The 23718-nt window shown below is 62.0% G+C and carries 20 protein-coding genes and 1 tRNA gene; 11 read left to right on the top strand and 10 right to left on the bottom strand.

Annotated features, from left to right (window positions below; genetic code table 11):
• Positions 1-21 precede the first annotated feature (21 nt).
• Together ACFOW7_RS13545 and gshA are read right to left on the bottom strand one after the other, a co-directional pair.
• Entirely contained in the window at positions 22-846 is an 825-nt protein-coding gene (locus ACFOW7_RS13545; RefSeq protein ID WP_378165106.1) for an HDOD domain-containing protein, read from the bottom strand.
• Between the two features lie 110 nt (positions 847-956).
• Positions 957-2255 carry a glutamate--cysteine ligase gene (gene gshA / locus ACFOW7_RS13550; RefSeq protein ID WP_378165108.1) on the bottom strand — a complete coding sequence of 433 codons (1299 nt, stop codon included), beginning with the start codon at positions 2253-2255 and terminating at the stop codon, positions 957-959.
• 185 nt (positions 2256-2440) lie between these two features.
• Here gshA and mgtE point away from each other — a divergent pair, with 185 nt between their 5' ends.
• Positions 2441-3880, top strand: coding sequence for a magnesium transporter (gene mgtE / locus ACFOW7_RS13555; protein WP_378165110.1), 1440 nt, complete (start codon positions 2441-2443; stop codon positions 3878-3880).
• Positions 3877-4692: a peptide chain release factor N(5)-glutamine methyltransferase gene (gene prmC, locus ACFOW7_RS13560; protein ID WP_378165112.1), complete on the top strand. Its 816-nt coding sequence runs from the start codon at positions 3877-3879 to the stop codon at positions 4690-4692. The genes mgtE and prmC overlap by 4 nt, the downstream gene beginning before the upstream one ends.
• On the opposite strand, the gene ACFOW7_RS13565 is transcribed toward prmC, so the two are convergent.
• Positions 4680-5417: a hypothetical protein gene (locus ACFOW7_RS13565; RefSeq protein ID WP_378165113.1), complete on the bottom strand. Its 738-nt coding sequence runs from the start codon at positions 5415-5417 to the stop codon at positions 4680-4682. The genes prmC and ACFOW7_RS13565 overlap by 13 nt on opposite strands.
• Before the next feature lie 170 nt (positions 5418-5587).
• Here ACFOW7_RS13565 and grxD point away from each other — a divergent pair, with 170 nt between their 5' ends.
• Positions 5588-5902 carry a Grx4 family monothiol glutaredoxin gene (gene grxD, locus ACFOW7_RS13570; RefSeq protein ID WP_378165115.1) on the top strand — a complete coding sequence of 105 codons (315 nt, stop codon included), beginning with the start codon at positions 5588-5590 and terminating at the stop codon, positions 5900-5902.
• A gap of 466 nt (positions 5903-6368) precedes the next feature.
• On the opposite strand, the gene ACFOW7_RS13575 is transcribed toward grxD, so the two are convergent.
• A complete protein-coding gene (locus ACFOW7_RS13575) occupies positions 6369-8390 on the bottom strand; it encodes an oxidoreductase (RefSeq protein WP_378165117.1) in 2022 nt (673 codons plus the stop codon).
• Positions 8391-8869: 479 nt separating this feature from the next.
• On the opposite strand from ACFOW7_RS13575, the gene ACFOW7_RS13580 reads away from it, so the two are divergent.
• From ACFOW7_RS13580 to ACFOW7_RS13590, 3 genes are all read left to right on the top strand, one after another.
• Positions 8870-10645, top strand: coding sequence for a carbohydrate-binding module family 20 domain-containing protein (locus ACFOW7_RS13580; RefSeq protein ID WP_378165119.1), 1776 nt, complete (start codon positions 8870-8872; stop codon positions 10643-10645).
• 373 nt (positions 10646-11018) lie between these two features.
• Positions 11019-11792, top strand: a complete 774-nt coding sequence (locus ACFOW7_RS13585) for a BPSS1780 family membrane protein (protein WP_378165121.1) — start codon at positions 11019-11021, stop codon at positions 11790-11792.
• Positions 11792-12163, top strand: coding sequence for a diacylglycerol kinase (locus ACFOW7_RS13590; RefSeq protein WP_378165124.1), 372 nt, complete (start codon positions 11792-11794; stop codon positions 12161-12163). Before ACFOW7_RS13585 ends, ACFOW7_RS13590 begins: the two co-directional genes overlap by 1 nt.
• Before the next feature lie 67 nt (positions 12164-12230).
• Here ACFOW7_RS13590 and ACFOW7_RS13595 read toward each other — a convergent pair whose 3' ends face one another.
• Together ACFOW7_RS13595 and ACFOW7_RS13600 are read right to left on the bottom strand one after the other, a co-directional pair.
• Complete coding sequence (locus ACFOW7_RS13595; RefSeq protein ID WP_378165126.1) at positions 12231-12956, bottom strand: DUF4184 family protein; 726 nt, start codon at positions 12954-12956, stop codon at positions 12231-12233.
• 1 nt (position 12957) lies between these two features.
• Positions 12958-13875 (bottom strand): alpha/beta hydrolase, encoded by a 918-nt coding sequence (locus tag ACFOW7_RS13600; RefSeq protein WP_378165129.1) that lies wholly within the window; start codon positions 13873-13875, stop codon positions 12958-12960.
• A gap of 64 nt (positions 13876-13939) precedes the next feature.
• Here ACFOW7_RS13600 and ACFOW7_RS13605 point away from each other — a divergent pair, with 64 nt between their 5' ends.
• Positions 13940-14929 (top strand): alpha/beta fold hydrolase, encoded by a 990-nt coding sequence (locus ACFOW7_RS13605; protein WP_378165131.1) that lies wholly within the window; start codon positions 13940-13942, stop codon positions 14927-14929.
• A gap of 8 nt (positions 14930-14937) precedes the next feature.
• Here ACFOW7_RS13605 and ACFOW7_RS13610 read toward each other — a convergent pair whose 3' ends face one another.
• Entirely contained in the window at positions 14938-15696 is a 759-nt protein-coding gene (locus ACFOW7_RS13610) for a LytR/AlgR family response regulator transcription factor (protein ID WP_378165133.1), read from the bottom strand.
• Positions 15680-16726: a sensor histidine kinase gene (locus tag ACFOW7_RS13615; RefSeq protein WP_378165136.1), complete on the bottom strand. Its 1047-nt coding sequence runs from the start codon at positions 16724-16726 to the stop codon at positions 15680-15682. The genes ACFOW7_RS13610 and ACFOW7_RS13615 overlap by 17 nt, the downstream gene beginning before the upstream one ends.
• Before the next feature lie 155 nt (positions 16727-16881).
• Between ACFOW7_RS13615 and ACFOW7_RS13620 the strand changes: the two genes are divergently transcribed.
• The gene (locus ACFOW7_RS13620; RefSeq protein ID WP_378165138.1) at positions 16882-18372 is read left to right on the top strand and encodes a YifB family Mg chelatase-like AAA ATPase; all 1491 of its coding nucleotides are present in this window, start codon (positions 16882-16884) and stop codon (positions 18370-18372) included.
• A 90-nt stretch (positions 18373-18462) separates the two neighbouring features.
• Here the strand turns inward: ACFOW7_RS13620 and ACFOW7_RS13625 are convergent, their stop codons facing one another.
• Together ACFOW7_RS13625 and ACFOW7_RS13630 are read right to left on the bottom strand one after the other, a co-directional pair.
• Positions 18463-19062: an outer membrane beta-barrel protein gene (locus ACFOW7_RS13625; RefSeq protein WP_378165140.1), complete on the bottom strand. Its 600-nt coding sequence runs from the start codon at positions 19060-19062 to the stop codon at positions 18463-18465.
• A gap of 30 nt (positions 19063-19092) precedes the next feature.
• Positions 19093-19713, bottom strand: coding sequence for a hypothetical protein (locus ACFOW7_RS13630; RefSeq protein WP_378165141.1), 621 nt, complete (start codon positions 19711-19713; stop codon positions 19093-19095).
• A 339-nt stretch (positions 19714-20052) separates the two neighbouring features.
• On the opposite strand from ACFOW7_RS13630, the gene ACFOW7_RS13635 reads away from it, so the two are divergent.
• From ACFOW7_RS13635 to ACFOW7_RS13645, 3 genes are all read left to right on the top strand, one after another.
• Positions 20053-20126, top strand: a tRNA-Gly gene (locus tag ACFOW7_RS13635).
• Positions 20127-20359: 233 nt separating this feature from the next.
• Complete coding sequence (locus ACFOW7_RS13640) at positions 20360-22183, top strand: tyrosine-type recombinase/integrase (protein ID WP_378165142.1); 1824 nt, start codon at positions 20360-20362, stop codon at positions 22181-22183.
• 258 nt (positions 22184-22441) lie between these two features.
• Entirely contained in the window at positions 22442-23536 is a 1095-nt protein-coding gene (locus ACFOW7_RS13645; RefSeq protein ID WP_378165144.1) for an RES family NAD+ phosphorylase, read from the top strand.
• Positions 23537-23718: the final 182 nt, after the last annotated feature.

The following is a 23718-nucleotide window of genomic DNA, read 5'->3' on the forward strand; positions in this document are numbered from 1 at the left end:
CCGCTGGGGCGCGAGACCGATTTATAACAGGTCATCGACCGCCATACACTGTTCGCGGATCTTTTCGAGATCCGGACCCAGCAGTTCGGCCGATACGCCGAGCTTGTCGAGCAGATTGGCCGGCAGGGTATCGATGACTCCGGCATCGTCGATGCCTTTGACGAATTCCGTCACCAGCAGATCGGCCAGCGCCACCACGCCGGCCAGCGGCTCGAACTGGGGAAAGGCGGTCGGGTTCTTGTGCTGACGGATGGCCCGCTGGATTTCCTCAGGGAAATGCCAGCGCTTTGCCAGCTCCTCGCCCACCTGGGTCAGATCAAGCCCGATCACCATATTCTCGACCTGGATGCGATCGGCCCCGGTATCGACCAGCCGGTCGATCTTGACCGATTCGGTTGGGAAGGCCACATGGATCAGCAGCTCGCCGATATTGTGCAGCAGACCGACGGTATAGGCGGTATTGGCGTCGATGCGGGCATAGCGGGCCACACAACGGGCGGCCGTGGCCACCTGGAAGCTGCGGCGCCAGAAGGCCTGGCGATCAAAGCCCGGATTGGGCGCCGACATCGACGAAACGCCCGAAGCCACCACCAGCATGCGCAGGTTATCAAACCCCAGCAGCACCACCGCATCCTCGATGCTGCGAACCGCCCGGCCGCCGCTCATCCGGGCGCTATTGGCCAGACGCAGTACCTTGGCACTCAGTACCTGATCGTGCGACACCTTGTCGGCGATCGAATCCACATCGGTATTGGCGCGATCGAAGCTGGCGATCAGCTCCTGCACCACCTTGGGCACCATCGGCATGCGGCCGGCAGCGCGGTCGAAGATGTCCCCAAGTTCCATAGCCCCGTTCTCCTTTGCCAGCGACATCCGCTATCGAGATTTCATGCTAGGCGGCTGATACCGTTTTGCCAAAGCTGATCTGGAGGAATTCGACCGGCCTAGGCACGCTACTAGGCCATCTCCGCCAGCTCGACCGGACGGGTCGCTTCCAGCTCGCGCGAGCCGGCCAGCAGTGCCAGCCGGGCCACCACACCATAGGCGTAGAAGCGGTTGGGGGCGCAATCGGGCTGGGCCGAGCTATCGGGCATCGAACAGGGGGTGTCGAAAGCCAGCGGCTTGAAGTACATGCCCGGAGCGTTGAGGTTCTGATCGATGCCGCGCTCGGTATGAACCCGATAAAAGCCCCCCACCACGAAGCGGTCGATCATGTAGACCACCGGTTCGGCCACCGCCTCGTCGTCGACCGTCTCGAAGGTCGGCACGCCTTCTTGCACGATCACATCCGATACTTCGAGCCCTTCCTTGACCACCGCCATCTTGTTGCGCTGCTTGCGGTTGAGCGACAGCACTTCCTCGGGCGAGCGCACGCTCATCACCCCCATGCCGTAAGTGCCGGCATTGGCCTTGACGATGGCGTAGGGTCGCTCGTCGATACCGAGTTCACGATACTTGGCCACCGTCAGCGCCAGCACCCGCTCGACCTCGGCCGCCAGCCGCTCTTCGCCTTCGCGGCTTTGAAAGTCGAGTCTGTCGACATGGCCGAAATAGGGATTGATATACCAGGGGTCGATGCCGATCAGCTCGGCAAACTCGGCCGCCACCCCATCGTAGGCCTGGAAATGGTTGGTCTTGCGCCGGCTGAACCAGCCGGCATGCAGAGGCGGCAGCAGATCCTGTTCCAGCCCTTTGAGCACTGCCGGCACGCCGGCCGACAGATCGTTGTTGAGCAGGATGAAACACGGGTCGAAGCCATCGACCTTGATCCGGTTGCCTTCGCGCCGTACAGGCTCGAGCGTCAGGCTGCCGCCGTCGGGCAGCTCGAAGGTGGTGGGAGCGGTGATCTCGGGATTGATCGTGCCCAGATGCAGATTGAAGCCGGCAAAACGCAGGATACGGGCCAGCGTCGCCACATTTTGCAGATAGAACTGGTTACGGGTGTGGTTCTCGGGGATCAGCAGCAGTCGGCGCGCCTCGGGACAGGTCTTTTCCAGCGCCATCTGTGCCGCCTGGACGCAGAGAGAAGTGAAATCGGGATTGAGATTGTTAAAGCCGCCCGGGAACAGATTCATATCGACCGGCGCCAGCTTATAGCCAGAATTGCGTAAATCGACCGAACCATAGAACGGCGGCGTGTGGTCGAGCCATTGTTCTCGGAACCAGCCTTCGATATCGGGCTGGGCGGCCAACATTTTGCGTTCAAGATCGAGCAGCGGGCCGGTCAGGGCGGTGGCAAGGCGTGGAACGGTCATGGCGCGAACCTGTGAAGTCTGCGGGCGGCGGCCCGGAACGATAAGGATAGCCGATAGCCAGGTCAGCAAGACAGCAGCCACCAGGTCGGCCGCCTGCAAATGGGTCCGGCCCGGCCGATTTCAAGCAGCGGCCGTGCTACACTCGCGCCGCCCGGCCTGGGCAGCGTTCCATCGAAGAGGTTGCCATGACCACTCCCGCCCCCAAGCAGACGGAGAGCTTGCAAGAAAGCCTGCAACAGGTGGTGCGGATCTTGAACCGCCACAAGCTGGTGGAATCGCTGGTCCACAAGCAGGATATGCCCAAGCAGGAGCTGGTCGAGACCCTGGTCCACCGCCAGAATCTGGCCGAGCTGGAAAAAAAGCTCGAACAGCTCCACCCCGCCGATATCGCCTTTATTCTCGAAGCGCTGCCGCTGCCTGATCGCCTGACCGTATGGGGGCTGGTCAAGAGCACGATGGAAGGCGACATCCTGCTCGAAGTCTCCGACTCGGTGCGCGAGACCCTGCTGGCCGATATGGACCGGGAGGAAATCCTGGCCGCCGCCGGTCAGCTCGATACCGACGAATTGGCCGATCTGGCGCCCGACCTGCCGCAGAATGTGATGAGCGAGCTGATCGGCTCACTCGAAGAGGAAGAGCGCGCCCAGCTCGAATCGGCACTGTCCTATCACGACGACCAGGTCGGGGCGCTGATGGACTTCGATATGGTGACGATCCGCGATGACGTCACCCTCGAAGTCGTGCTGCGCTATCTGCGCCGCTTCAACGAACTGCCGCACCATACCGACAAGCTGTTCGTGGTCGACAACGACCACCGGCTCAAGGGCGTGCTGCCGATCAAGCGGCTGCTGGTCAACGATCCCGACAAGCAGGTCGCCGAGATCGTGGCACGCGAGGTGGTGTTCTTCCAGCCCGACGACGATGTCGGCGAAGCCGCCCAGGCCTTCGAGCGCTACGATCTAGTTTCGGCCCCGGTGGTCGATTCGACCCATAAGGTCATCGGCCGTCTGACCGTGGATATGATGGTCGATGTGATCCGGGAGGAATCGGAAGCCGAAGTGCTGTCGCTGGCAGGTCTCAAGGAAGAGGAAGACCTGTTTGCCTCGGTATGGAAATCGGCCAAGAACCGCTGGCCATGGCTGGCGATCAATATCGTTACCGCCGTGGTGGTATCGCGGGTGATCGGCAGTTTCGAGGCCACGACCGCCCAGATCGTGGCACTTGCCGCCCTGGCGCCGATTATCTCGGGCATCGGCGGCAACTCCGGCTCGCAGACCGCCACCATCATCATCCGGGCGATGGCGCTGGGCCAGGTCACTGCTGCCAATACCCAGCGCCTGGTGGCCAAGGAGTTCGGCATCGCACTGCTCAACGGCATCCTCTGGGGCACCATGCTGGGGCTGGTCGCCCTGCTGATCTACGGCAAGCTCGGCCTGGGCCTGGTGATGGCGCTATCGATGATGCTGAACTTCCAGGTTGCCGCCGCCGTCGGCCTGTTCGTGCCCTTGGGAATGCATAAGCTCGGCCGCGACCCGGCTTTTGGCTCCAGCGTTTTCCTGACCTTTATGACCGATGGCATGGGCAATCTGATCTTCTACGGACTTGCCACCCTACTGCTGCTATGAGCTCCTCTATTGCCGACCTGCTGGCCGAATGCGGCCTGCCCCGCGCCGAGGCGCGCCTGTTGCTGGGCGCAGTCGCCTCGCTTGGTCCGACCCAGATGCTGGGTTTCCCGGAACGTCTGGTCGAACCGGCGGCCGCCGCGCGCTTTCGCGAACTGGCGGCGCGCCGGCTGGCAGGCGAGCCGATTGCCTATCTGCTGGGGAGCCGCGAGTTCTACAGTCTTGAATTCAACGTCAGCCCGGCCGTGCTGATTCCGCGTCCCGATACCGAGCTGCTGGTCGATCTGGCACTCGAGCGGCTGCCGCTCGATGCCTGCCGCCGGGTGCTCGACCTTGGCACCGGCTCGGGGGCCATTCCGGTGGCGATCAAGAAGCATCGCCCCGATGCTCAGGTCAGCGCAGTCGATCTGTCGCCGGCCGCGCTGGAAGTGGCACGCGGCAATGCCGCACGCCATGGCGTGACGATCCGTTTCTTGCAGAGTGACTGGTTTGCCGCGCTGGGCGATGAATGCTTCGATCTGATCGTGTCGAATCCGCCTTATATCGCGGCGGGCGACCCGCATCTGGAGCAGGGCGATCTGCGTTTCGAGCCGGCCGGCGCGCTCAGCGATGGCGGCGATGGGCTGGAACATCTGCGCAGCATCATTGCCAAGGCGCCTGCCCATCTGGAGCCGGGTGGCTGGCTGCTGTGTGAACACGGCTACGATCAGGCCGAAGCCTGCCGTGCCTTGTTGGCAGCGGCAGGCTTCGGGGCGGTGCGCAGCTGGTGCGATCTAGCCGGGATAGAACGCGTCAGCGGCGGTCAGCGCCAGTGACGGGGCGGATCGGCCACAAAGCCCTGATCGCGCGGAAAGGGGTTGGGTTCGTCCTGGTCATGGTAGCGGCGCCGATCGGGAATCACCCCGGCGGCCACCAGGTTGCGGCGGCTGTCGTAGCGGATCGACAGGACTTCATACGGGTTGCTGCTCTCGCGCTCGAAATGGGTGCGGTTGACGGCCGAATCCTCGATCGCGCCATGGCCGGTACCGAGCTGCGGGCCGGCGGCCATCGGCGGTGCGCTCTCGGCCTGCGGCCGGGCGCGGTCGCGGCGCAGGTGGACTTGCGGCCGCTGCTCGCGGAACACCGCCGCACCGATCACCCCGACATCGTCAGGCCGGCCGGTACGGGCGGCGTAGCTGTCGCCCAGACTGGTGAAGTAGAACTGTGCCACCTGATCGAGTGATTTGCGCCAGCCCGTGACCACCGTAGTCTGACGCGGGTTGAGCACATAACCCGATTGCTGGTAGCCAGCGGTCTGGCCGCTCACGGCGTTGACGCCATCGACCGACAGCACCACCATCACCCGTTCGTTGCTCATATTGCGCAGCTTGATCTGATAGGCTTCGCCCGGGTCGCCGGCGATATGGGCCTGGCCACGGTGGCGGTATTCGCGATAGTCGGCGCCGTCGCGTGCCTCGACCTTGATTTCGACCAGACGGCCGGTTTCGGCAAAGGCCGGCACGGCCAGTGCAAGCAACAGAGGAATCAGAGCGGTTTTCATGACAGTTCTCCGAAAGTGGGTGTCCATGAAACGGCTTTGTACGCGGCTTCGGGTTAACGCGCGCTGAATGGCGCGAGCTATCGACGATTGCATCGACAGCAGGCCGCCGCGTAAAATTGTTGACTGTTTTAATCGACTATTACGGGCGGTTCGCCCGAAAAGGATGAGCAATGAGCGAACGCGATATTCAGGCCGAAATCCACGCCACGGTGACCGCCAATCCGGTGGTGCTGTATATGAAGGGCACGCCGACCTTCCCGCAGTGCGGCTTCTCAGCTAATGCCGTGGCCATCCTCAAAGCCTGCGGCGCCCAGGTCCACGCCGTCAATGTGCTGGCCGACGACGACATCCGCCAGGGCATCAAGGAATACGCCAACTGGCCCACCATTCCCCAGCTCTATATCAACGGCGAATTCATCGGCGGATCGGACATCATGAAGGAGATGTACCAGTCGGGCGAACTGCAAAAGGTTCTGGGCAACTAAGCCCCAGGTCTTTCGCAGGCAGGACCCAGAAGGGATGAGGCCAGCACTGGCCTCATCCCTTCTTTTTACCGCGCGGATGGGTAGCGACCAGGAATGTCTTCTCAAAAGTTTTCTCATACCTCTCTTCAAAAACAAGACAAATACAAATAATAACGATCAGCAGCCCAGCGCAGAGTCTGGCAGGAGGCATGCAAAGCGGCTTTGCTGTTCTGGGAACGGGCAACCAAGGATGGCCGGATCAGTTCTGCGTTCCGTGGGCTGTGTCGAGCCAATCGGCAGACGCTGGAAGAGGTGGCGGCACTGGCTTAAGCATAAATATTTATTTCTATTTATTCCTAGCCAATTGTCTTGCAGACATTTTTCCTAATTTTTTAATAAAAAGGACGAACCCGTTAAAAGGTTCGTCCTTTTGCCCATCGTGAGCACTCAGCACCCCTTCGCTCAGCGCGAAGATCTCACTTCAGCCTCAGACGCTGGCAGCGAGGCGGGTGCCCTGGTCGATGGCGCGCTTGGCGTCGAGTTCGGCGGCGACGTCGGCGCCACCGATCAGATGGACCTTGATGCCACGGGCGTTCAGGCCGTCTTCGAGTTCACGCAGCGGTTCCTGGCCGGCGCAGATCACGACATTATCGACCGGCAGCAGCTGCGGCTGGCCCTTGATCGAGATATGCAGGCCCTCGTCGTCGATCTTGTCGTAGCTCACGCCCGACAGCATCTCGACCTGCTTCATCTTCAGGGTGGTGCGGTGGATCCAGCCGGTGGTCTTGCCCAGGCCGTCGCCGACCTTGGAGTTCTTGCGTTGCAGCAGCCAGACCTTGCGAGCCGGCTTCTCGGGGTGCGGGCCTTGCGGCAGCAGGCCGCCCTTGTTTTCCAGGGTCGAATCGATCCCCCATTCACGCAGGAAGCCATCGACATCGAGGCTGGTCGGCGTGCCTTCGTGGGTCAGGTACTCGGCGGTGTCAAAGCCGATGCCGCCCGCGCCGATGATCGCCACGCGCTTGCCGACTGGCTTGCCGTGCTTCAACACATCGAGATAGTTCAGCACCTTGGGATGGTCGATGCCGGGAATATTCACCTGACGCGGCACGATGCCCGTTGCCAGCACCACTTCGTCGAAACCGGCCAGCATCTCGGCATCGGCGCGGGTGTTGAGGCGGACTTCCACGCCGGTCAGTTCGAGCTGTTTGGCGAAGTAGCGCAGGGTTTCGTGGAATTCCTCCTTGCCCGGAATCTTCTTCGCCACATTGAACTGGCCGCCGATCTGGCCGGACGCTTCGAACAGCGTCACCTGATGGCCACGCTTGGCCGCGCTGGTGGAGAAGGCCAGACCAGCCGGACCGGCGCCAACCACGGCAATGCGCTTGGGCGCGGCAACCGGCTCGAGATTGAGTTCGGTTTCGTGGCAGGCGCGCGGGTTGACCAGGCAGGAGGTCATCCGGGCCACGAAGATATGGTCGAGACAGGCCTGGTTGCAGCCAATACAGGTGTTGATCTCGTCGCGGCGGTTTTCGGCGGCCTTGTTGACCCAGTCCGAGTCGGCCAGGAAAGGACGGGCCATCGACACCATATCGGCGTCACCCCGGGCCAGCACCTCTTCGGCCACTTCGGGCATATTGATCCGGTTGGTGGTCACCAGCGGAATACCGACCTTGCCCTTGAGCTTGCGGGTCACCCAGGTGAAGCCGGCGCGCGGCACCATGGTGGCGATGGTCGGGATACGCGCCTCATGCCAGCCGATCCCGGTATTGATGATGGTGGCGCCGGCCGCTTCGACAGCCTGGGCCAGTTGCACGGTTTCGTCGAAGACCGAGCCGTTGTCGACCAGGTCAAGCATCGACAGACGATAGATGATGATGAAGTTGGTGCCGACCCGCTCACGCACGGCCTTGACCACTTCGACCGGGAAACGCATCCGGTTCTCGAAGCTGCCGCCCCAGCGGTCGGTCCGCTTATTGGTCTTTTCGGCGATGAACTGGTTGATCAGATAGCCTTCGCTGCCCATTACCTCCACCCCGTCGTAACCGGCTTCGCGGGCCAGCTCGGCACAGCGGGCGAAGTCTTCGATGGTGTCGAGGATCATCTGCTCGCTCATCTCGACCGGCTCGTAGAAGGCGATCGGGCTGGCGATCGGCGACGGCGCCACGGGCTTGGGCTGGAAGGAGTAACGGCCGGTATGGAGGATCTGTAGACAGATCTTGCCGCCTTCACGATGCACGGCATCGGTGACGACGCGGTGATGGGCCACTTCCTCGGCGTTATGCAGCATGGCGCCGCCTTCATACACCCGGCCGGCATCGTTCGGGGCCACCCCGCCCGTCACGATCAGCGCCACGCCACCACGGGCGCGTTCGGCGTAGAAGGTCGCCATACGCTCGAAACCGTTGGGTGCCTCTTCAAGCCCGGTATGCATCGAGCCCATCAGGGTGCGGTTCTTCAGAACGGTGAAGCCCAGATCGAGCGGGGCCAGCAGATGGGGATAGGCGGTCATGGAGTGTCTCCGGGTCGGTTGCATGGGCGCGATCGGGGGTGCGCGTGGGGCGAACGGTACTTACTACTTAGTAAGTTGTCAATTCGATCTGATTTTACAGGGTTTTTCCGAAACCGCCCCTGTTGTATCGGGCACCACCGCGATTGGTGCAGTGCGAGGCGGCCTTCCGTAGTCATGGGCAAACAAACTACGGAGTAGAGAATTTTCGATAACGTTATTTCCTTGCCGTACAAAGGTCTCAGCAGTGGCCGAATCCCTGATTCAGCCAAATGTAAGTAATTGGAGAAACAGGACTACAGGGATTTCCAGGCTTGCTTTGCGCAACGCAAAATGACTTATCAATCAATCCATTAAATCTCCAGCCCTCGCTTGAAAGCCCGGATTCGAGTTGCTAGCCTTGCGCCCGCTGCGCCGCCGATAAGGCGCGGTCGGCGCCGGTAGCGGTGGCCGCCATCACAACGATTGCATACGGAGTGAGCATGACCCCCACTACACCCACCCGCCTGCTGGCGGCGCTGGCGCTGGCTTTCTGTCTCGATGCCCAGGCTGCGGACTATCCCAAGGACGCCCCGCGCTCGGCCTACGTCAACCTGTTCGAATGGAAATGGCGCGATGTCGCCAACGAGTGCCGTTATTTCCTTGGCCCCAAGGGTTATGCCGCCGTGCAGGTGTCGCCGCCGCAGGAATCGATCAGCGGCCCGGCCTGGTGGACTCGCTATCAGCCGCTGAGCTACCGGATCGCCGGTCGCTCGGGCAGTGAATATGAATTCAAGGCCATGGTCGATACCTGCAAGGCCGCCGGGGTGGCGGTCTATGTCGATGTGGTGATCAACCATATGGCCGGCAGCACCAGCCGCGACTATCCCGGCGTGCCCTACCAGCCGAGCGACTTCCATACCCCTTGTGATATCCGCGACGAGGACTACCGTCAGGACCGCTGGCGCGTGATGAACTGCTCCCTGCCCGGCCTGCCCGATCTGGCCACCGGCCGCGACACGGTGCGTGGCAAGATCGCCGACTATCTGAAGAAGCTGCTGTCGCTTGGCGCTGCGGGTTTTCGCATCGACGCCGCCAAGCATATTCACGAAGACGATATCGCCGCGATCCTGCAACGGGTGCCCGGCAACTACTTCGTCACCCAGGAAGTGATCAGCGATGGCGTGACGCCGGTGGCGGCCTATTTCAAGAACGGCACGGTCAACGAGTTCAAATATATCTACCTGATGAAGAACGCCTTTGACCGCCAGGCCGGCCAGAATCTGGCGGGCCTGAAGCAGGTCCTCGACCCGACCACCAACCCGTGGGGACTGATGCCCAGCCTCAATGCCACGGTATTCGTGAACAACCACGACACCGAGCGCAAAAAGCCCGACGGCGTCAGCTATGACTCGATGAACGTCTATTTCGGCCCGATGCACCGGCTCGCCCATACCCTGATGCTGGCCTGGCCGTATGGCTATCCGCAGGTGATGTCGGGCTACTACTTCCAGCACGACCACGATATGGGGCCGCCCGCCAGCGCGCTCTACGATGGCCCGAAAGACAGCACGCCGGCTTGTACGCCCGATGCCGATCCGACCAAGGCAAGCGGCTGGGATTGCGTCCACCGCAGCCGCTTCGTCGCCGGGATGGTGGGCTTTCGCAATTACACGCTACCGGCCTGGCAGGTCGATAACTGGGTCAACGACGGCGGCGACCGGATCGCCTTCAGCCGCGGCCGGCTCGGTTTCGTCGCCATCAACCGTCACGACAGCGCGAGCTGGAACAGCACCTTCCAGACCGGACTCGCCGCCGGCCAATACTGCGACGTGATCTCGGGCGAACGGCGCCAGGACGGCAGTTGTTCGGGCAAGACCGTCACGGTCGATGCACGCGGCCACGCCAGCGTGACTATCGCGCCGATGGATGCCCTGGCGATCCATATCGGGGAAAAACGCGGCGGCGACCACAGCAACTCGGTCGCAGTCACCTTCAGCCTGCGCGCCCAGACCGTGCCGGGCGAAAACCTGGCCCTGGTCGGCGACCGACCCGAGCTGGGCGACTGGCAAAGTGCCGCCGCCGTGCCTTGCACCACCACGTCCGCGAGCTATCCACTGTGGACCTGTAGCCCGGTCCGACTCGCCCCGAACCAGACGGTCGAGTTCAAGTTCATCAAGCGGCAAGGCAGCCAGGTGATCTGGGAAAACGGCGCCAACCGCAGCTACGGCGTACCGGGCAGCGGGCCGGTCAGCCGCGATGAAGGGCAATGGCGTTGAGGAATTGAAGGATCCGCACAGGAGTCGGAGGCGCCCGCCGCTTCCGACTCATCCAGATCCGCCTCCCCTCTCGCGTCCACCAGCCTTGCAGGATGGGTCCGATCCTGAGGAGCCACGACACAGGTACCAGGTTTTCCGTGGCTTTCGCTCGGGTGCCGTATGGACGGTTTTTGGAGGATTCAGCCTATATTATTTATTTATCTATACCATCTGTTATATTGCTTGCAATGATTTTTCCTAAAATTTTCTATTTAGTTTGATTCTCGCTTACTCGTCCACTGTTCCCCTCACCTGTTTGTCCGTTTTCCCACCGCAAGCACAGGCATGTTCTGGGTTACTATCGGGGCTTGCCTTCGTGCCCCAGGAGTCAGCCGTGAGCGCGCCTCTTCCCGCTTATCGCGTGTTACCGCCCGAACGTGGTTATGAATGGCTGGTACAGGGTTTCCGCCTGTTCCAGCGCCAGCCGATGCTGTGGATTGTCATGGTACTGGTCTGGGGCTTCCTGGCCGTGGTGGTGATGTTTGTGCCGGTGGTCAGCATTGCCTCGCCCCTGCTGATGCCGCTGATGCTGGCCGGGCTGATGGTCGGCAGCGCCCATCTGGCGCATGGCAGGCCGATGGAGTTCGGCCATCTGTTTACCGGTTTCCACAAGCCGATTCCGCTGCTGATGGCGGGCTTGCCGCTGGTGCTGACCCAGATAGTGATCGGTCTGTTGCTGGCGGGGGTGTTGCTGACCTTCCTGGGGGGATGGCTGTTCAGCAGCGACTTCCAGCTGCTGCTGGCGGGCAAGCGCGATATCGTCGAAGTGCTGTATGAGATCGGCTTTGCCTCGCTCTATACCCTGTTGATGACGACGCTGGTCGGGACGCTGCTTTACATGGTGGTGTGGTTTGGCCTGTGTCTGGCGCCTGCGCTGATCATCCTGGGCCGGCTCGAGCCTGGCGTTGCCGTCAAAGCCTCGTTCCGTGCCGTGTTCGCCAACTGGCTGCCCTGGACCATCTACGGCATTGCCAGCCTCTTGCTGGTGCTGTTGTCGCTGCTGACGCTGGGTCTGGGGCTGCTGGTGCTCTATCCGGTGACGTTTGCCAGCTTTTATGCGGCTTACCGCGATATCTTCCCCGAACTGCCCGAATATCTGGAGTCGTAATGGAGCAACCGCTCAAAGGCAAGACCGGCCTGCGACGCATTCTGAACGCCACCCGCTACTCGTTCGAAGGGCTGGGCGCTGCCTGGCGCCATGAGGCGGCTTTCCGCCAGGTCAGCGTGCTCGCGCTGGTCGGCATTGCGCTGGCCTGGTGGCTGCCCTTGCCGCTGTGGGGGCGTGGGCTGTTGATGTTGGCCCATCTGCTGACTCTGGTGATCGAACTGTTCAATTCCGCTATCGAAGCGGCCGTCGACCATACCTCGCTCGAACGTCACCCGCTTGCCAAGCGGGCCAAGGACCTGGGCAGCGCGGCCCAGTTCGTCGGACTGGTCAATCTGGCGCTGCTGTGGGCACTGGTCTGGTGCAGTCGCTGACGATTTCCCTCTATAGCTGAGTCAGAAAACGATACTTGTTCGTTATAGGGTTTTCCTGGTCTTGCGGCTATTTGTCTTTATATTTTATTTTCTGAAGATGCCAACCGGCCGCCAGCGCCAGCAGCGCGGCCAGATCGCAAGCAGCCAGGACGGCATAGAACAGATGCCGTTCGGCATCGACCGCCAGCGGCCAGACACGCACCAGCACCAGCGTAGCCAGGGTCAGCACGGTGATCAGAGCGACGAAACGCAAAGGACGAGGCTGCCAGCGCGGCCACGCCGAATAACCCCGCCGACGCGCCAGGCCGGCCCACCACAGCCCCAGGGCCAGCAGGCCGACGATGGTCGAGCCGTGCTGGAGCCAGCGGTAGAGCGGAGCGCCAGCCAGCGGCTCGGCCAGCAGGGTGAACCAGCGCACGGCCAGCCCGCCGCCGTGGGTGAAATGGTCCCAGAACAGATGGGTGGCGGCGCCCAGCAGGAGCGACAGTCCGACCCGGACTCCGCCGCGTGGACAGTCGGCCGTGGCCAGCAGACCCGCATAGGGTGCCGGCAATAGGGGCAGCAACAGCGGACGGGCGCCACACCACAGCCACCAGCCCAGCCAGGCGATGGCCCAGGCCAACAGCAGACCGTGGAGGCGGTAATGGCAGTCGGCCGCCAACGACAACAGACCGACGAAGTAAGGCAGATCGGGCGCCGTGCTGCCCACCATCAGCGCCGTCAGGCACAGCCGGCGTGGACAGCAGCGCGCCAGCGGCAGCGCTGCTGCGGCATGCGACAGGGTGAAGGGCATGTCAGCGGATACTCTGCAACCAGTCGATCAGATCGCGCGTCACCAGCTCGCGCTGCTCCGGTAACTCGTTGAACAGCTCATGGCGGCCGTTGGGATAGAGCAGGGTATCGACCCGTTTGAGACCAGCGGCCCGGTAGCGCGCCGCCAACTGACGGCAGCCAAGGCCGCCCATGCTGACCGGGTCGTGACTGCCGGCGATCAGGCGGACCGGCAGATCGGGCGGCAGGGCCAGCGGTGGGGCCGCTTCAGCGGCTTCGAGCGCCACGATGGCGTCAAACAGCGTCTGCCACAGGCTGGCACTGCAATCGAAGCCGCACAGCGGATCGGCGATATAGCGGTCGACTTCGGCCGCGTCGCGCGACAGCCAGTCGTTCGAGGTCCGTGCCGGCAGAAAACGTAGATTGAAGGTGCCAAACACCAGGCGGCGCAGCAAAGGGTTGGGACGGTCGCTGCCACGCCGGCGGGCTTCCCAGGCGGCGATCCGGCCCATCAGCCGGGCCAGCGGGGCCTGGCGAAAGCCAGTGGCCGACAGCAGCAGACCGTCGAGCAGGGCTGGATGGGACAGTAATAGTGAACGAGCAACGAAAGAGCCCATGCTATGGCCTATCACTATCAGTGAAAGACCCGGATGGGCGGCCCGGACGTCGCGGCACAGCTGGGCCAGATCGGCCACCACCTGAGACCAACCGACGCCAAAGTGGCCATAACGGCCATCTTCGACACTGCGGCCGTGGCCACGGTGATCGAGTGCCCAGACGCTACAGCCGGCCTGATTAAGCGCCTGGGCCAGACGGTCGTAGCGGGCGGCATGTTCGGCCATGCCGTGGGCGATGATGACAAGACGGCGCGGCGTAGCGGCCGGCCAGTGGTAGCGGGCAGAGAGGGCACCGTCGGCGGCGCGGAATGTGTCGGTCAGCATGCGGCGAGTGTACCCATGTATACTCGATTGGAGCAGTAAACCTAGTGAAAACGGCGACACCGAGATGACGATGACGACCTGGATGGCGTTGGCAGCAATCGGCTTGACGCTGGTCGCGGCCGGTCTGACGCGACCTTACTGGACCCCCGCCACCAAGCAACTACTGCGCAAACTGGCTGGCTTTCGCCGCCATGAAATAGCCATCGATGGCCATCAGCTGGTCTATCACTGTTGCGGCAAGCCCAGTTCACCGCCGCTGGTGCTATTGCATGGCTTTGCCGGCGACTGCGACAACTGGCTGTTCTATGTGCGGCATTTCCGCCGCGATTTCCATGTGATCGTTCCTGACCTGCCGGGCTTTGGCGAAACCGGCGCCCTGCCGCAGCGTTCCTATTCGCTCAACGCCCAGCTTGCCCGGCTGGCCGCCTTCTTCGACAGCATCGGCCTGCACCGTTTTCATCTGGCCGGCAATTCGCTGGGCGGCTATTTCGCGGCGGCCTACGCGGCCGATCATCCGGAACGGGTCGCCTCGCTCGCCCTGTTCAACGCCGCCGGCGTCGATATGCCGCACCGCAGCCCGTTCTACAGCGCAGCGCTCGAAGGCCGCAATCTGCTGCTGGTTCGCCAAGCGGGCGACTTCGACCATGTGCTCAAGCTGGTCTACCACCGCCCGCCGTGGATTCCGGGCTGGTTCAAGCGCGACCTGACCAAGCAGCGCATCGAAGTGGCTGCCGAGCAGGACCAGATATTCCAGGAGATCTTCGAACAACGATTGTGGCTGGACACGCGGCTGCCGCGGATCAGCATGCCGACGCTGGTGCTGTGGGGAGACGACGACCGGGTGCTCGATATTTCCAGCGTATCGCTGTTCCGCCAGGGTATTGCGCATGCCGAAGTGGCCATTCTGCCGGCCTGCGGTCATGTGCCGATGCTGGAAAAGCCGAACGAAACGGCACGCCTGCACCGCGACTTTATGGACCGGGCCTGGCGTCCGCTCCTACCCAGCGATCCGCCCAGCGCCATCTCAGCCCAATCGAACGCGTTCGGCCGCTAAGGCCACCTTCAGAAGCCGCGCTTGAATTCCTTAACCACATGGGCCTGCCGCCGGCTGACCGGCAGCTTCTCGCCGATCCCGTCGAGCAGGGCCAGCCAGTGGGCGTCATGGTCGTCCTGACCGCGCTCGAACCCCGTCAGCGCATTGCGCGCCACCAGACAGTTGCGATGGATGCGCAGGAAGCGGTCGTTGAATTCCTGTTCGAGCTGGGTCAGCGATTCTTCCAGCAGATACTCGGCATCGCGGGTACGCAGCGTGACGTATTTGAGCTCGGCCTTGAGATAGAGCACCTGATCGACCGGCACCAGCCGCACCCGGCCACGTTCGGCCACACTGAAATAGCGCCGCGCCCGGCTCTCCAACTGGGCCAGCGCCTCGGGGCGCGGCGGCGCCAGGTCGCGGGCCCGTTGCAGGGCGGCAGTCAGCCGTTCCCGGCGGATGGGCTTTAGCAGATAGTCGATCGCATGGACCTCGAAGGCATCGACGGCGAACTGGTCGTAGGCGGTGCAGAAGATCACCGCCGGCCGAGGATGGAGCCGGCCCAGATGGCGCGCCAGCTCCAGCCCGCTCATCCCGGGCATCTGGATATCGGTCAGCACCACATCGGCATGCTGCTCATTGAGCTGGGTCAGCGCTTCGGGTCCGTTCTGGGCCACGCCGATCACCGTATGCGGCAGAACATCCTGACAATCGCTGAGAATATCCTGTAGCCGGTTCAATGCCGGCGGTTCGTCGTCCACCAGAAACAATCTAAGCGGTGCGGCCATTGATTCTCCTTTCCTTGCGACGCGCCGGGCGGTAGGGCAGGGTCAGATGCACTTGATAATAGTCCGGACCGACGGTGGTTTTTAGGCTGGCTTCGGCGTCGAAGTGCAGTAGCAGCCGTTCGCGGATATTCCCCATCGCCATATTGTTGCCGGCATGGCGCCGGCCTTCATTGGCAAAATGGGGGTTGCGGATATTGATATGGACCTCGTCGCGGGCGCGAAAGATATTGATGGTGATCACACCAGGCCGGGTAGCCGGCTCGATGCCATGGTAAACGGCATTCTCCAGTAGCGGTTGCAGCGTCAGCGGCGGGATCAGCGCGTCACCGGGCATCTTGTCGATATGCCATTCCAGCCGCATCCGCTTGCCCAGCCTCAGCGCCTCCAGATCGAGATATTGCCGCACCAGTTCCACCTCGCGCGACAGCACCGACAGCTCGCGGTTTTCCGCCATGAATACCCGGAACAGATCGGCCAGATCCTCCAGCGCCCTCTCGGCCTTGGCCGGCTCGCTGCGGATCAGGCTCAACACCGCATTGATCGAATTGAACAGGAAATGCGGGCGTATCCGTGCCTGTAGCGCCTGCAAGCGCGCCTCGGTCAGCAATGGGCTGAGCGCCCGGTTGCGCAGGCGGAAATAGCCCAGGGCACTCCAGGCCAGCAGGGCGGCAAAGCCGCCGGTACGCAGCGCCGTGCCGGTATTGAACGGGTATAGCTCGCGCAGCATCAGCCGCACCAGGATCGCGACCGCAGCCGACAGCAGCACGATCACCGCCACGGCGCTGCGATAGCCGAGTTCTTCGAGTTGACGGCGCAGCCCCACGGCCAGACCGACGCAGAGCAACAGAGTCGGCTCCAGCACTGCCGCCTGATCGGAGAAATACTGGATGGCCTCGGACCAACTGCTGGTCGCCGCCAGCGCCACCACCGCACCACACACATTGACCGCCAGGATCACGCGCAGCAATACCCCCAGATTGCGCAGATCGGGCAGTTCGTCGGGCAGACGGTCGGGCAGGATGGTGGTCATGATGATCGGAAGCGGGTCGGACCGGGCTGCGCGGCTGCGCGACCGTCGGTGCCGGTGGCATATTCCCGCGTCATTATAGGGGCAGTCGGCCGTGATTTCGTCCCCCTGCCCTGCGCTTCCTATAATCGTCCGTTCCATCCCCAAGGAGAACCGCTATGTCGCTCGCTGTGGTCCATAGTCGCGCCCTGCAAGGGGTGGCTGCGCCGCCGGTGACGGTCGAGGTCCATCTGGCCAATGGTCTGCCCGGCTTTACCGTGGTCGGGCTGGCCGATGCCGAGGTGCGCGAGGCACGCGACCGGGTGCGGGCGGCCTTGCAGACCGCCCGCTTCGAATTTCCCAATCGTCGTCTGACCGTCAATCTGGCCCCGGCCGATCTGCCCAAGGAATCGGGCCGCTTCGACCTGCCGATCGCGCTCGGGGTACTGGCGGCCTCGGGCCAGCTGCCAGCGGCCCAATTGGCCGGATACGAATTCGCTGGCGAGCTGGCGCTGACCGGCGAGCTGCGTTCGGTACGCGGCGCCCTCGCCATTGCGCTGGCGACCGGACGGGCTGGCCGCCGCTTGATCCTGCCGCGCCCGAGCGCCGGCGAAGCGGCCTTGCTCGATGAGGTCGAAGTCTATGGCGCCGACGATCTGGCCGGCGTCTGCGCCCATCTGGCCGGCCAACAGGCGCTCAGCCGGGCGGTTGCAACGGAAATGGTTTCCCGGATCGGCTACCCCGATCTGGCCGAAGTCAAAGGTCAGCCGGCTGCCAAGCGCGCCTTAGAGGTGGCGGCGGCCGGTGGCCATTCGCTTTTGCTGGTCGGCCCGCCCGGCAGCGGTAAATCGATGCTGGCGGCGCGATTGCCCGGACTGCTGCCGCCGCTCGATCGCGATGCCGCACTCGAGACGGCCGCCGTGCAATCGCTCGGCAGCGCCGGTTTCGACCCCAGCCGCTTCGGCCAGCGGCCGTTTCGTCAACCGCATCACACGGCCTCGGCCGCGGCCCTGGTCGGTGGAGGGTCGGAGCCGCGTCCGGGCGAGATCAGTCTGGCGCACCATGGTGTGCTGTTTCTTGATGAGCTGCCCGAATTCGACCGCCGGGTACTCGAAGTGCTGCGCGAGCCGCTGGAAACGCGCCGTATCGTGATTTCGCGGGCGGCACGCCAGGCCGAGTTCCCCGCGTCGTTTCAGCTGGTGGCGGCGATGAATCCCTGTCCTTGCGGCTATCGAGGCCATCCGGGCGGACGCTGCCGTTGCAGTGCAGTCCAGGTAGCGCGTTATCAGGGACGGCTGTCCGGGCCGCTGCTCGATCGCATCGATCTGACGGTGGAAGTCCCCGCCATCGCCCACGCCGAATTAAGCGCCCCGGCCAGCGGTGAACGCAGTGCCCTGGTGCGGCAGCGGGTGGCAGTCGCCCGTGAGCGGCAGCAGCGGCGCCAGGGCAGGGAAAACGCCCTGCTCGGTGCCCATGAGCTGGACCGCTTCGCCGCCCTCGATCGCGACGGCACCCGTCTGCTGGAAGCCGCGATGCAAAGGCTCGATCTGTCGGCCCGCGCCTATCACCGCATTCTGCGCATCGCCCGCACCGTCGCCGATCTGGCCGGGGCCGAAACGATCAGCAGTGCCCATCTGGCCGAGGCGATCGGCTACCGACGGGCGCTGTAGCTGCGATGTAAAGCATTTACGGGACATTGGACACCATAAAAAAATCGCCCCGGCTAGCCGGGGCGATTGGCGAACGAGGACCGTCTCCGTTTAGAAGCGGTAATCGAGCATCAGGCCCAGATGGGAGCCGTCGATGCTGTCGTTGCTGTTGAAGTCACGGTATTCGTAGTCTTCATGGGCATAACGACCGATCAGGGCCAGATGGTCATTGAAGTTGTAACCCACCTCGAACAGCAGACCATAGGCATTATCGAAACGGACCCGGTTGGAATAACCGTCGATGTCATAGACCAGCTTGGGCTTGACGGCCCAGCGGGCACCGACACCGACCATCCAACGGTCGGTCGGATGGTAATAGCCGATCAGCTCGATCGGGAAACGGCGGAAATACACGTCGCCATTGCTGCCTGGGGCGATATCCATATGCATATTGGCCGTCAGCTTGATCGACGCCGGCAGTTCGTGGTCGCGCCACACTACGCCAGCACCAAACTGGACCAGGGCACCGGTGCGGATCGACTTGCTGCTGCCGTTGGTATAGCGCACGGTGCTCAGCTTATCGCCACCGCCGGTCAAGCCGCCGGTCATGACAAAGCGCAGGCCCGAATGCTGGCCGGTCGGAGCGGCCATGGCTGCGCCGGATAGCGTCAGTGCCAAGGTCGCGAACAGGGTCTTGAGCGTTTTGGACAACGTGGTTTCCTTTCCTTGTTCATTGGTATGTCAGAAGCGCATATCCAACATCAGGCCGATATGGGAACCATCGAATTTGAGCGGGCGGTATCCCTTGGTTTCGTATTCTTCTTTCACATACCGCACTACGAAACCGGCCTTTGGACTGAAGTTATAAGCGCCTTCGACGATCCAACCCACGGTATCGTCGAATTCACCGCTGCCGCCTTGTCCGTCGAGGCTCAAGCTGAGCTTGGGCTTCTTGACCAGACGCGGACCCGTACCGAGTGACCAGCGCTCGTTAAAATGATAGGCGCCGACAAATTCAATCGGAAAGCGGCGGAAGGTCAGATCGCCATTCGAGGCCGTCGCACCGTCTACGTGATAGTTGCCGGTGACCTTGACCGAAAGCGGCATATCCTTGGCGCGCCAGTACAGGCCCGCCCCCAGTTGCACCATTCCACCTGCATGCACCGACGACGACTTGCCGTTGGTGTAGATCATATTTCCCAGTTTGTCGCCGCCGGCCGTCAGTCCGAGGGTAAGCAGAAAATCCAGACCCGATTCGGCCTGGGGCTGCTCGACCTTTTCGGAAGTGGTATCGGCCAGGGCAGCATTACCCAGTACCATGGTTGCAGCGATCAGCGTGGATTGTAATAGGTTGAAACGCATTTGATTATTCCAATGTGATATGGAAAAGAAAAAAAGGGGCCACATTCTAGCACAAACAGAAAATAATGATTAGATGAAATACAGAAAAAACCTTGATATGCCATGGGAAAACGGCTGAAGGGGCCGTCAGGTCTACGGTCTTTGCAAACAGAGAAAAAATCCGACAAGACTACCTACCAGGCTGTGCTGAGCGGCATCAGCGGCCAAATCAAGCAGACCAGTTGCCAACCGTTTTCCGCCACCACGAACAATCAGCAACGACTGTCCCACCAGCTTCGCAACAGGCCTAGGCTTCCCGGTTGGCTCGGAAACCCGGTTCTGCTAGTATCCTGCCCCTGTGCGGGCGTCGTTCAATGGCAGGACCTGAGCTTCCCAAGCTCAAGACGTGGGTTCGATTCCCATCGCCCGCTCCACATCAAATTCCAGGGTGTTCCAGGGACGTCCACGGAGTGCTGCAAGTCATTGATTTTAAGTGGCTTCGCGCATTCGGATGTTCCAGGGACGTCCAGGGAAATCCACCAACAGCCAGGACTTTTAAGTCCATTTTTAAGTCCATTTTTTATGGGCGTGGTGGATTCCGGATTGTTGCTGTGGCCCACGCGATGATGTGACGAGCATCTGACTCCTGACTCTTCAGGAGCGAAGCATGTCACTCTCAGACCTCGCGATTCGGCAAGCCAAGGCAACAGGTCAGGCGTACACCCTTCCCGACATCGATGGACTCTCCTTGGCTGTGACCGCCGAAGGCGGCAAGTCCTGGCATTTCCGTTACTACTGGCTCGGCAAGCAGAAGCGCATGTCGCTCGGGACCTATCCCGAGATCGGCCTGCGCGATGCGCGCGCGCTACGCGATGAAGCGCGTGCGCTCCTCGCAAAGGGCATCAACCCGCATCAGGAGCGCAAGCGCCGGCGCGCCGAAGTTCGGCTTGCGGACGAGCACACATTCCGTGCCGTCTACGAAAAGTGGTGCCGGCACCGCGAACTCCAGATCAGCGCAGGAACGCTTGAGGGCGCTCGGCGCATATTTGATCGCGATGTATTGCCCACGCTCGGCGAGCGCTCGATCTACCACATCAAGCGAGCCGACCTGATCGACGTAGTGGCGAAGATCGAGGCCCGAAGTGCTCTGTCCATCGCCGACAAGGTGCGCACCTGGCTCAGGCTCATGTGGCGCTATGCGCTGGTCGTGGTGCCCGACCTTGAGAGCAATCCCGCAACGGATCTCGATGTCGTCGCGATGCCTCTCCCGCCCGTCTCCCACAATCCGTTGCTGCGGATGCCGGAGCTGCCACGTCTCATGCAGCGCATCCGGTCCTATCGGGGCCGGCTCGTCACGCAGTTCGGCGTGCGGTTGCTGCTACTCACGGGGGTTCGAACGGGTGAACTGCTGCAAGCGACGCCAGAACAGTTCGATCTTGACGCGGGCCTCTGGAAGATTCCACCGGATGCGGTGAAGCAGCTCCAGCTTGAAATGCGGAAGAAGCGCATTCGCCCCCAGGACATGCCGCCTTACATCGTGCCGCTTCCCGTGCAGGCCATCGAGATCGTTCGCTATCTGTTGGACCAGTTCAAGCCGGCACAACGCTTCCTGCTTCGCGGCGATCACGACGTGACGTTGCCGATGAGCAACAACACGCTGAACCAAGCACTGCATCGCATGGGGTTCAAGAGCCTGCTCACCGGGCACGGCATCCGGGGCACCATCTCGACGGCGCTCCATGAGCTTGGGTATCTCAAGGCGTGGATTGATGCACAGCTGTCGCATGTGGACCCGGACGCCACGAGCGCATCGTATAACCACGCCGAATACGTGGAGCAGCGGCGAGCGATGATGCAAGACTGGGCCGACCGGCTCGATCTGTTCGAACAGGGTCATGTCGAGCGCGCGAGCCAACGCCTCATTGTCCAGTTTCAGGCGGTTCCCGCTGCATCGTCCGACGGAGCGGCTGCAAGCACGATGGTGTCGCCGATGCTGATCGTGACGCAGCCGCGTGTGGGTTCCACCGAGTCCGATGGAGCGACGCGTCTCCCGGCAGTACCGGCCCCACGTTCCGCAATGCTGCCCGTTCTCTCGGGCGTCCAGCGTGAGCAGTTGGCGCTGATCGACATCTTTGAGGCGCCGCACAATCTGCCGGCCGTCGACTTTGCCCAGTTGGCGGGCAAGTCGAAGCGCTGGATCAACTATGAAGTGTCAGCGGGCAATCTCTTGGCACTGAACCTTGGCAATCGTGGCCGCCGCATTCCGGACTGGCATCTCGACCCAGTGAAGCATGCGCTTATCCAGGCGGTGATGAAGCTCGCGCGCAGTGCAGAGCCTTGGGAGATCTATCACGCCCTGGCCGCGCCACGCGCGATACTGAATGGCCGCGCTGCTGTTGATGCTGTCACCACAGAAAACACCGATGAGCTGATTGCAGTGGTGAGCAATGAAGTTCGGACGGGCGAGTGGTCGGCACTGCGCGCCGCATAGCTGATGCATCCCACAGTCTTCTCGCTCGCTTTTCGGGCTGCAAGAGTTGGTGCATGTACTGGCCTGCCTTGATCACTGATCCGGTCTAAGCTGATCAGTGTGCTGGTGTTGATATGTCCGCTTTCGACCCAAAGCGGTCGATCAGCTAGAGGCCGAAGCTTGGGGCGAGCACTTGACTCCGAAGTGGCTGCGGCGTTAGCTGCTGCGGAGCACGCTGACTTATCGAGTTCTGGAGAATCGTGATGGAGGAGAATCGTGATGGAAATCGGTCAACCTAATTTTGCTGCAATGCTGGCAGCCAAGTTCTATGAGCCGACGCTGGAGGATCTAGCGTCTGAAATTGACCGGATCCTCCGCAAACACTTCAGTTGCAGCGCAATGCCAGCCCGACAGGTGGGAATCGGAGTCCTATGCCATGAATACGAGCCGGAGACGCTGGAGGCTACGATCGAGCGAGAGGCCCAGGTAACGCGGGAAGTGGCTGAGCAGGTGGCGCACCTCATTCGTGCTCGCGACACCGACAACTATCACCGGCCGAGCTGTCGCTATCTCAACCAAACGGAGCGCCAAGCAAGCCTCCAAAGTTTTTGGTCTAGCCTGAGGGGCGACGAACTCGACCCTGTCAAGCTAAACGACAATAATGCAAATAATGCTGTTGGTCGGGCGTTGGAAATGATTGAGCGTCGGGCACCACAAGCATTTCGTTGGCTTGAGGCCGGAACGCCCCTTTGGCGAGGCCGTGCCGATGAGAATTTCAGCTTGTGGGAGGCAGTGCAGGCAGATGGCTATTGCGCGCTTGGGGCACACCCTAACGGACGTGCAAATCGTCTAAATCCAGAAGGAATTCGTTGCTTCTATGGGGCAAACGATGTTCAGACAGCGTTGAGTGAGCTGCGCGTTGAGACCGGCTGGATCATTTATCTGGGAAACTTCACGCTTACTCGGAACGTCCCGATTCTCGATCTGCAGCTATTGAAACAAGCTCCTTGGCCGTCGGTATTTGCTGGTGACTACAAAGAGCAGGCGTACGAGGTCGGGGTCATCCGTGGAATTCCCAACGAGCTTGCGCACGCTCCTTGGAAAGGAGGAGGTGACCACGTATATCGTCCCGCACGCTACTTCGCGGAGTTCTGCAGGCAGCGACAATCAGACCGAATCGCGGGGCTACTTTATCCGTCTTCCCAGCATCCTTCTGGCTTCAACATCGCATTGTTCGCTGATAAGTGGGACGGATCAAACGACCCCATTAGACTGACCTCCATCCACACCACACAGATTCTCTCGCGCACTACTCGTGCCCGTGGAGTAGACGTTTGTCTGGATGGAGTGGATCCGTTGGATACGGATGAGTGAGATCACGGGCATTAAAATATGCCGTTCTGAGCGACCGCTCCTGGCCGTTAGCGGAACTAACGCCTGATTAACACCAGCGTAGCGGTCAGCGATCTCCGGAACTAACGATCAATCTCACCGAAGTCTATAGTTGGGTTAGCCGCTTTGACGGCGAAAAAGCCTACTGCTTCTCGCTCAATGAA

The sequence above is a fragment of the Chitinimonas lacunae genome, from assembly GCF_042650885.1.
Taxonomy (GTDB): Bacteria; Pseudomonadota; Gammaproteobacteria; order Burkholderiales; family Chitinimonadaceae; genus Chitinimonas_A; species Chitinimonas_A lacunae.

Bases quoted from the DNA above. Each gene is read 5' to 3' on its own strand.
- ACFOW7_RS13610 (WP_378165133.1), bottom strand. From the start codon at position 15,696: ATGGCCGCACCGCTTAGATTGTTTCTGGTGGACGACGAACCGCCGGCA.
- gshA (WP_378165108.1), bottom strand. From the start codon at position 2,255: ATGACCGTTCCACGCCTTGCCACCGCCCTGACCGGCCCGCTGCTCGAT.
- ACFOW7_RS13630 (WP_378165141.1), bottom strand. From the start codon at position 19,713: ATGCGTTTCAACCTATTACAATCCACGCTGATCGCTGCAACCATGGTA.
- grxD (WP_378165115.1), top strand. From the start codon at position 5,588: ATGAGCGAACGCGATATTCAGGCCGAAATCCACGCCACGGTGACCGCC.
- ACFOW7_RS13575 (WP_378165117.1), bottom strand. From the start codon at position 8,390: ATGACCGCCTATCCCCATCTGCTGGCCCCGCTCGATCTGGGCTTCACC.
- ACFOW7_RS13595 (WP_378165126.1), bottom strand. From the start codon at position 12,956: ATGCCCTTCACCCTGTCGCATGCCGCAGCAGCGCTGCCGCTGGCGCGC.
- ACFOW7_RS13615 (WP_378165136.1), bottom strand. From the start codon at position 16,726: ATGACCACCATCCTGCCCGACCGTCTGCCCGACGAACTGCCCGATCTG.
- prmC (WP_378165112.1), top strand. From the start codon at position 3,877: ATGAGCTCCTCTATTGCCGACCTGCTGGCCGAATGCGGCCTGCCCCGC.
- ACFOW7_RS13645 (WP_378165144.1), top strand. From the start codon at position 22,442: ATGGAAATCGGTCAACCTAATTTTGCTGCAATGCTGGCAGCCAAGTTC.
- ACFOW7_RS13590 (WP_378165124.1), top strand. From the start codon at position 11,792: ATGGAGCAACCGCTCAAAGGCAAGACCGGCCTGCGACGCATTCTGAAC.
- ACFOW7_RS13640 (WP_378165142.1), top strand. From the start codon at position 20,360: ATGTCACTCTCAGACCTCGCGATTCGGCAAGCCAAGGCAACAGGTCAG.
- ACFOW7_RS13605 (WP_378165131.1), top strand. From the start codon at position 13,940: ATGACGATGACGACCTGGATGGCGTTGGCAGCAATCGGCTTGACGCTG.
- ACFOW7_RS13545 (WP_378165106.1), bottom strand. From the start codon at position 846: ATGGAACTTGGGGACATCTTCGACCGCGCTGCCGGCCGCATGCCGATG.
- ACFOW7_RS13620 (WP_378165138.1), top strand. From the start codon at position 16,882: ATGTCGCTCGCTGTGGTCCATAGTCGCGCCCTGCAAGGGGTGGCTGCG.
- ACFOW7_RS13600 (WP_378165129.1), bottom strand. From the start codon at position 13,875: ATGCTGACCGACACATTCCGCGCCGCCGACGGTGCCCTCTCTGCCCGC.
- mgtE (WP_378165110.1), top strand. From the start codon at position 2,441: ATGACCACTCCCGCCCCCAAGCAGACGGAGAGCTTGCAAGAAAGCCTG.
- ACFOW7_RS13580 (WP_378165119.1), top strand. From the start codon at position 8,870: ATGACCCCCACTACACCCACCCGCCTGCTGGCGGCGCTGGCGCTGGCT.
- ACFOW7_RS13565 (WP_378165113.1), bottom strand. From the start codon at position 5,417: ATGAAAACCGCTCTGATTCCTCTGTTGCTTGCACTGGCCGTGCCGGCC.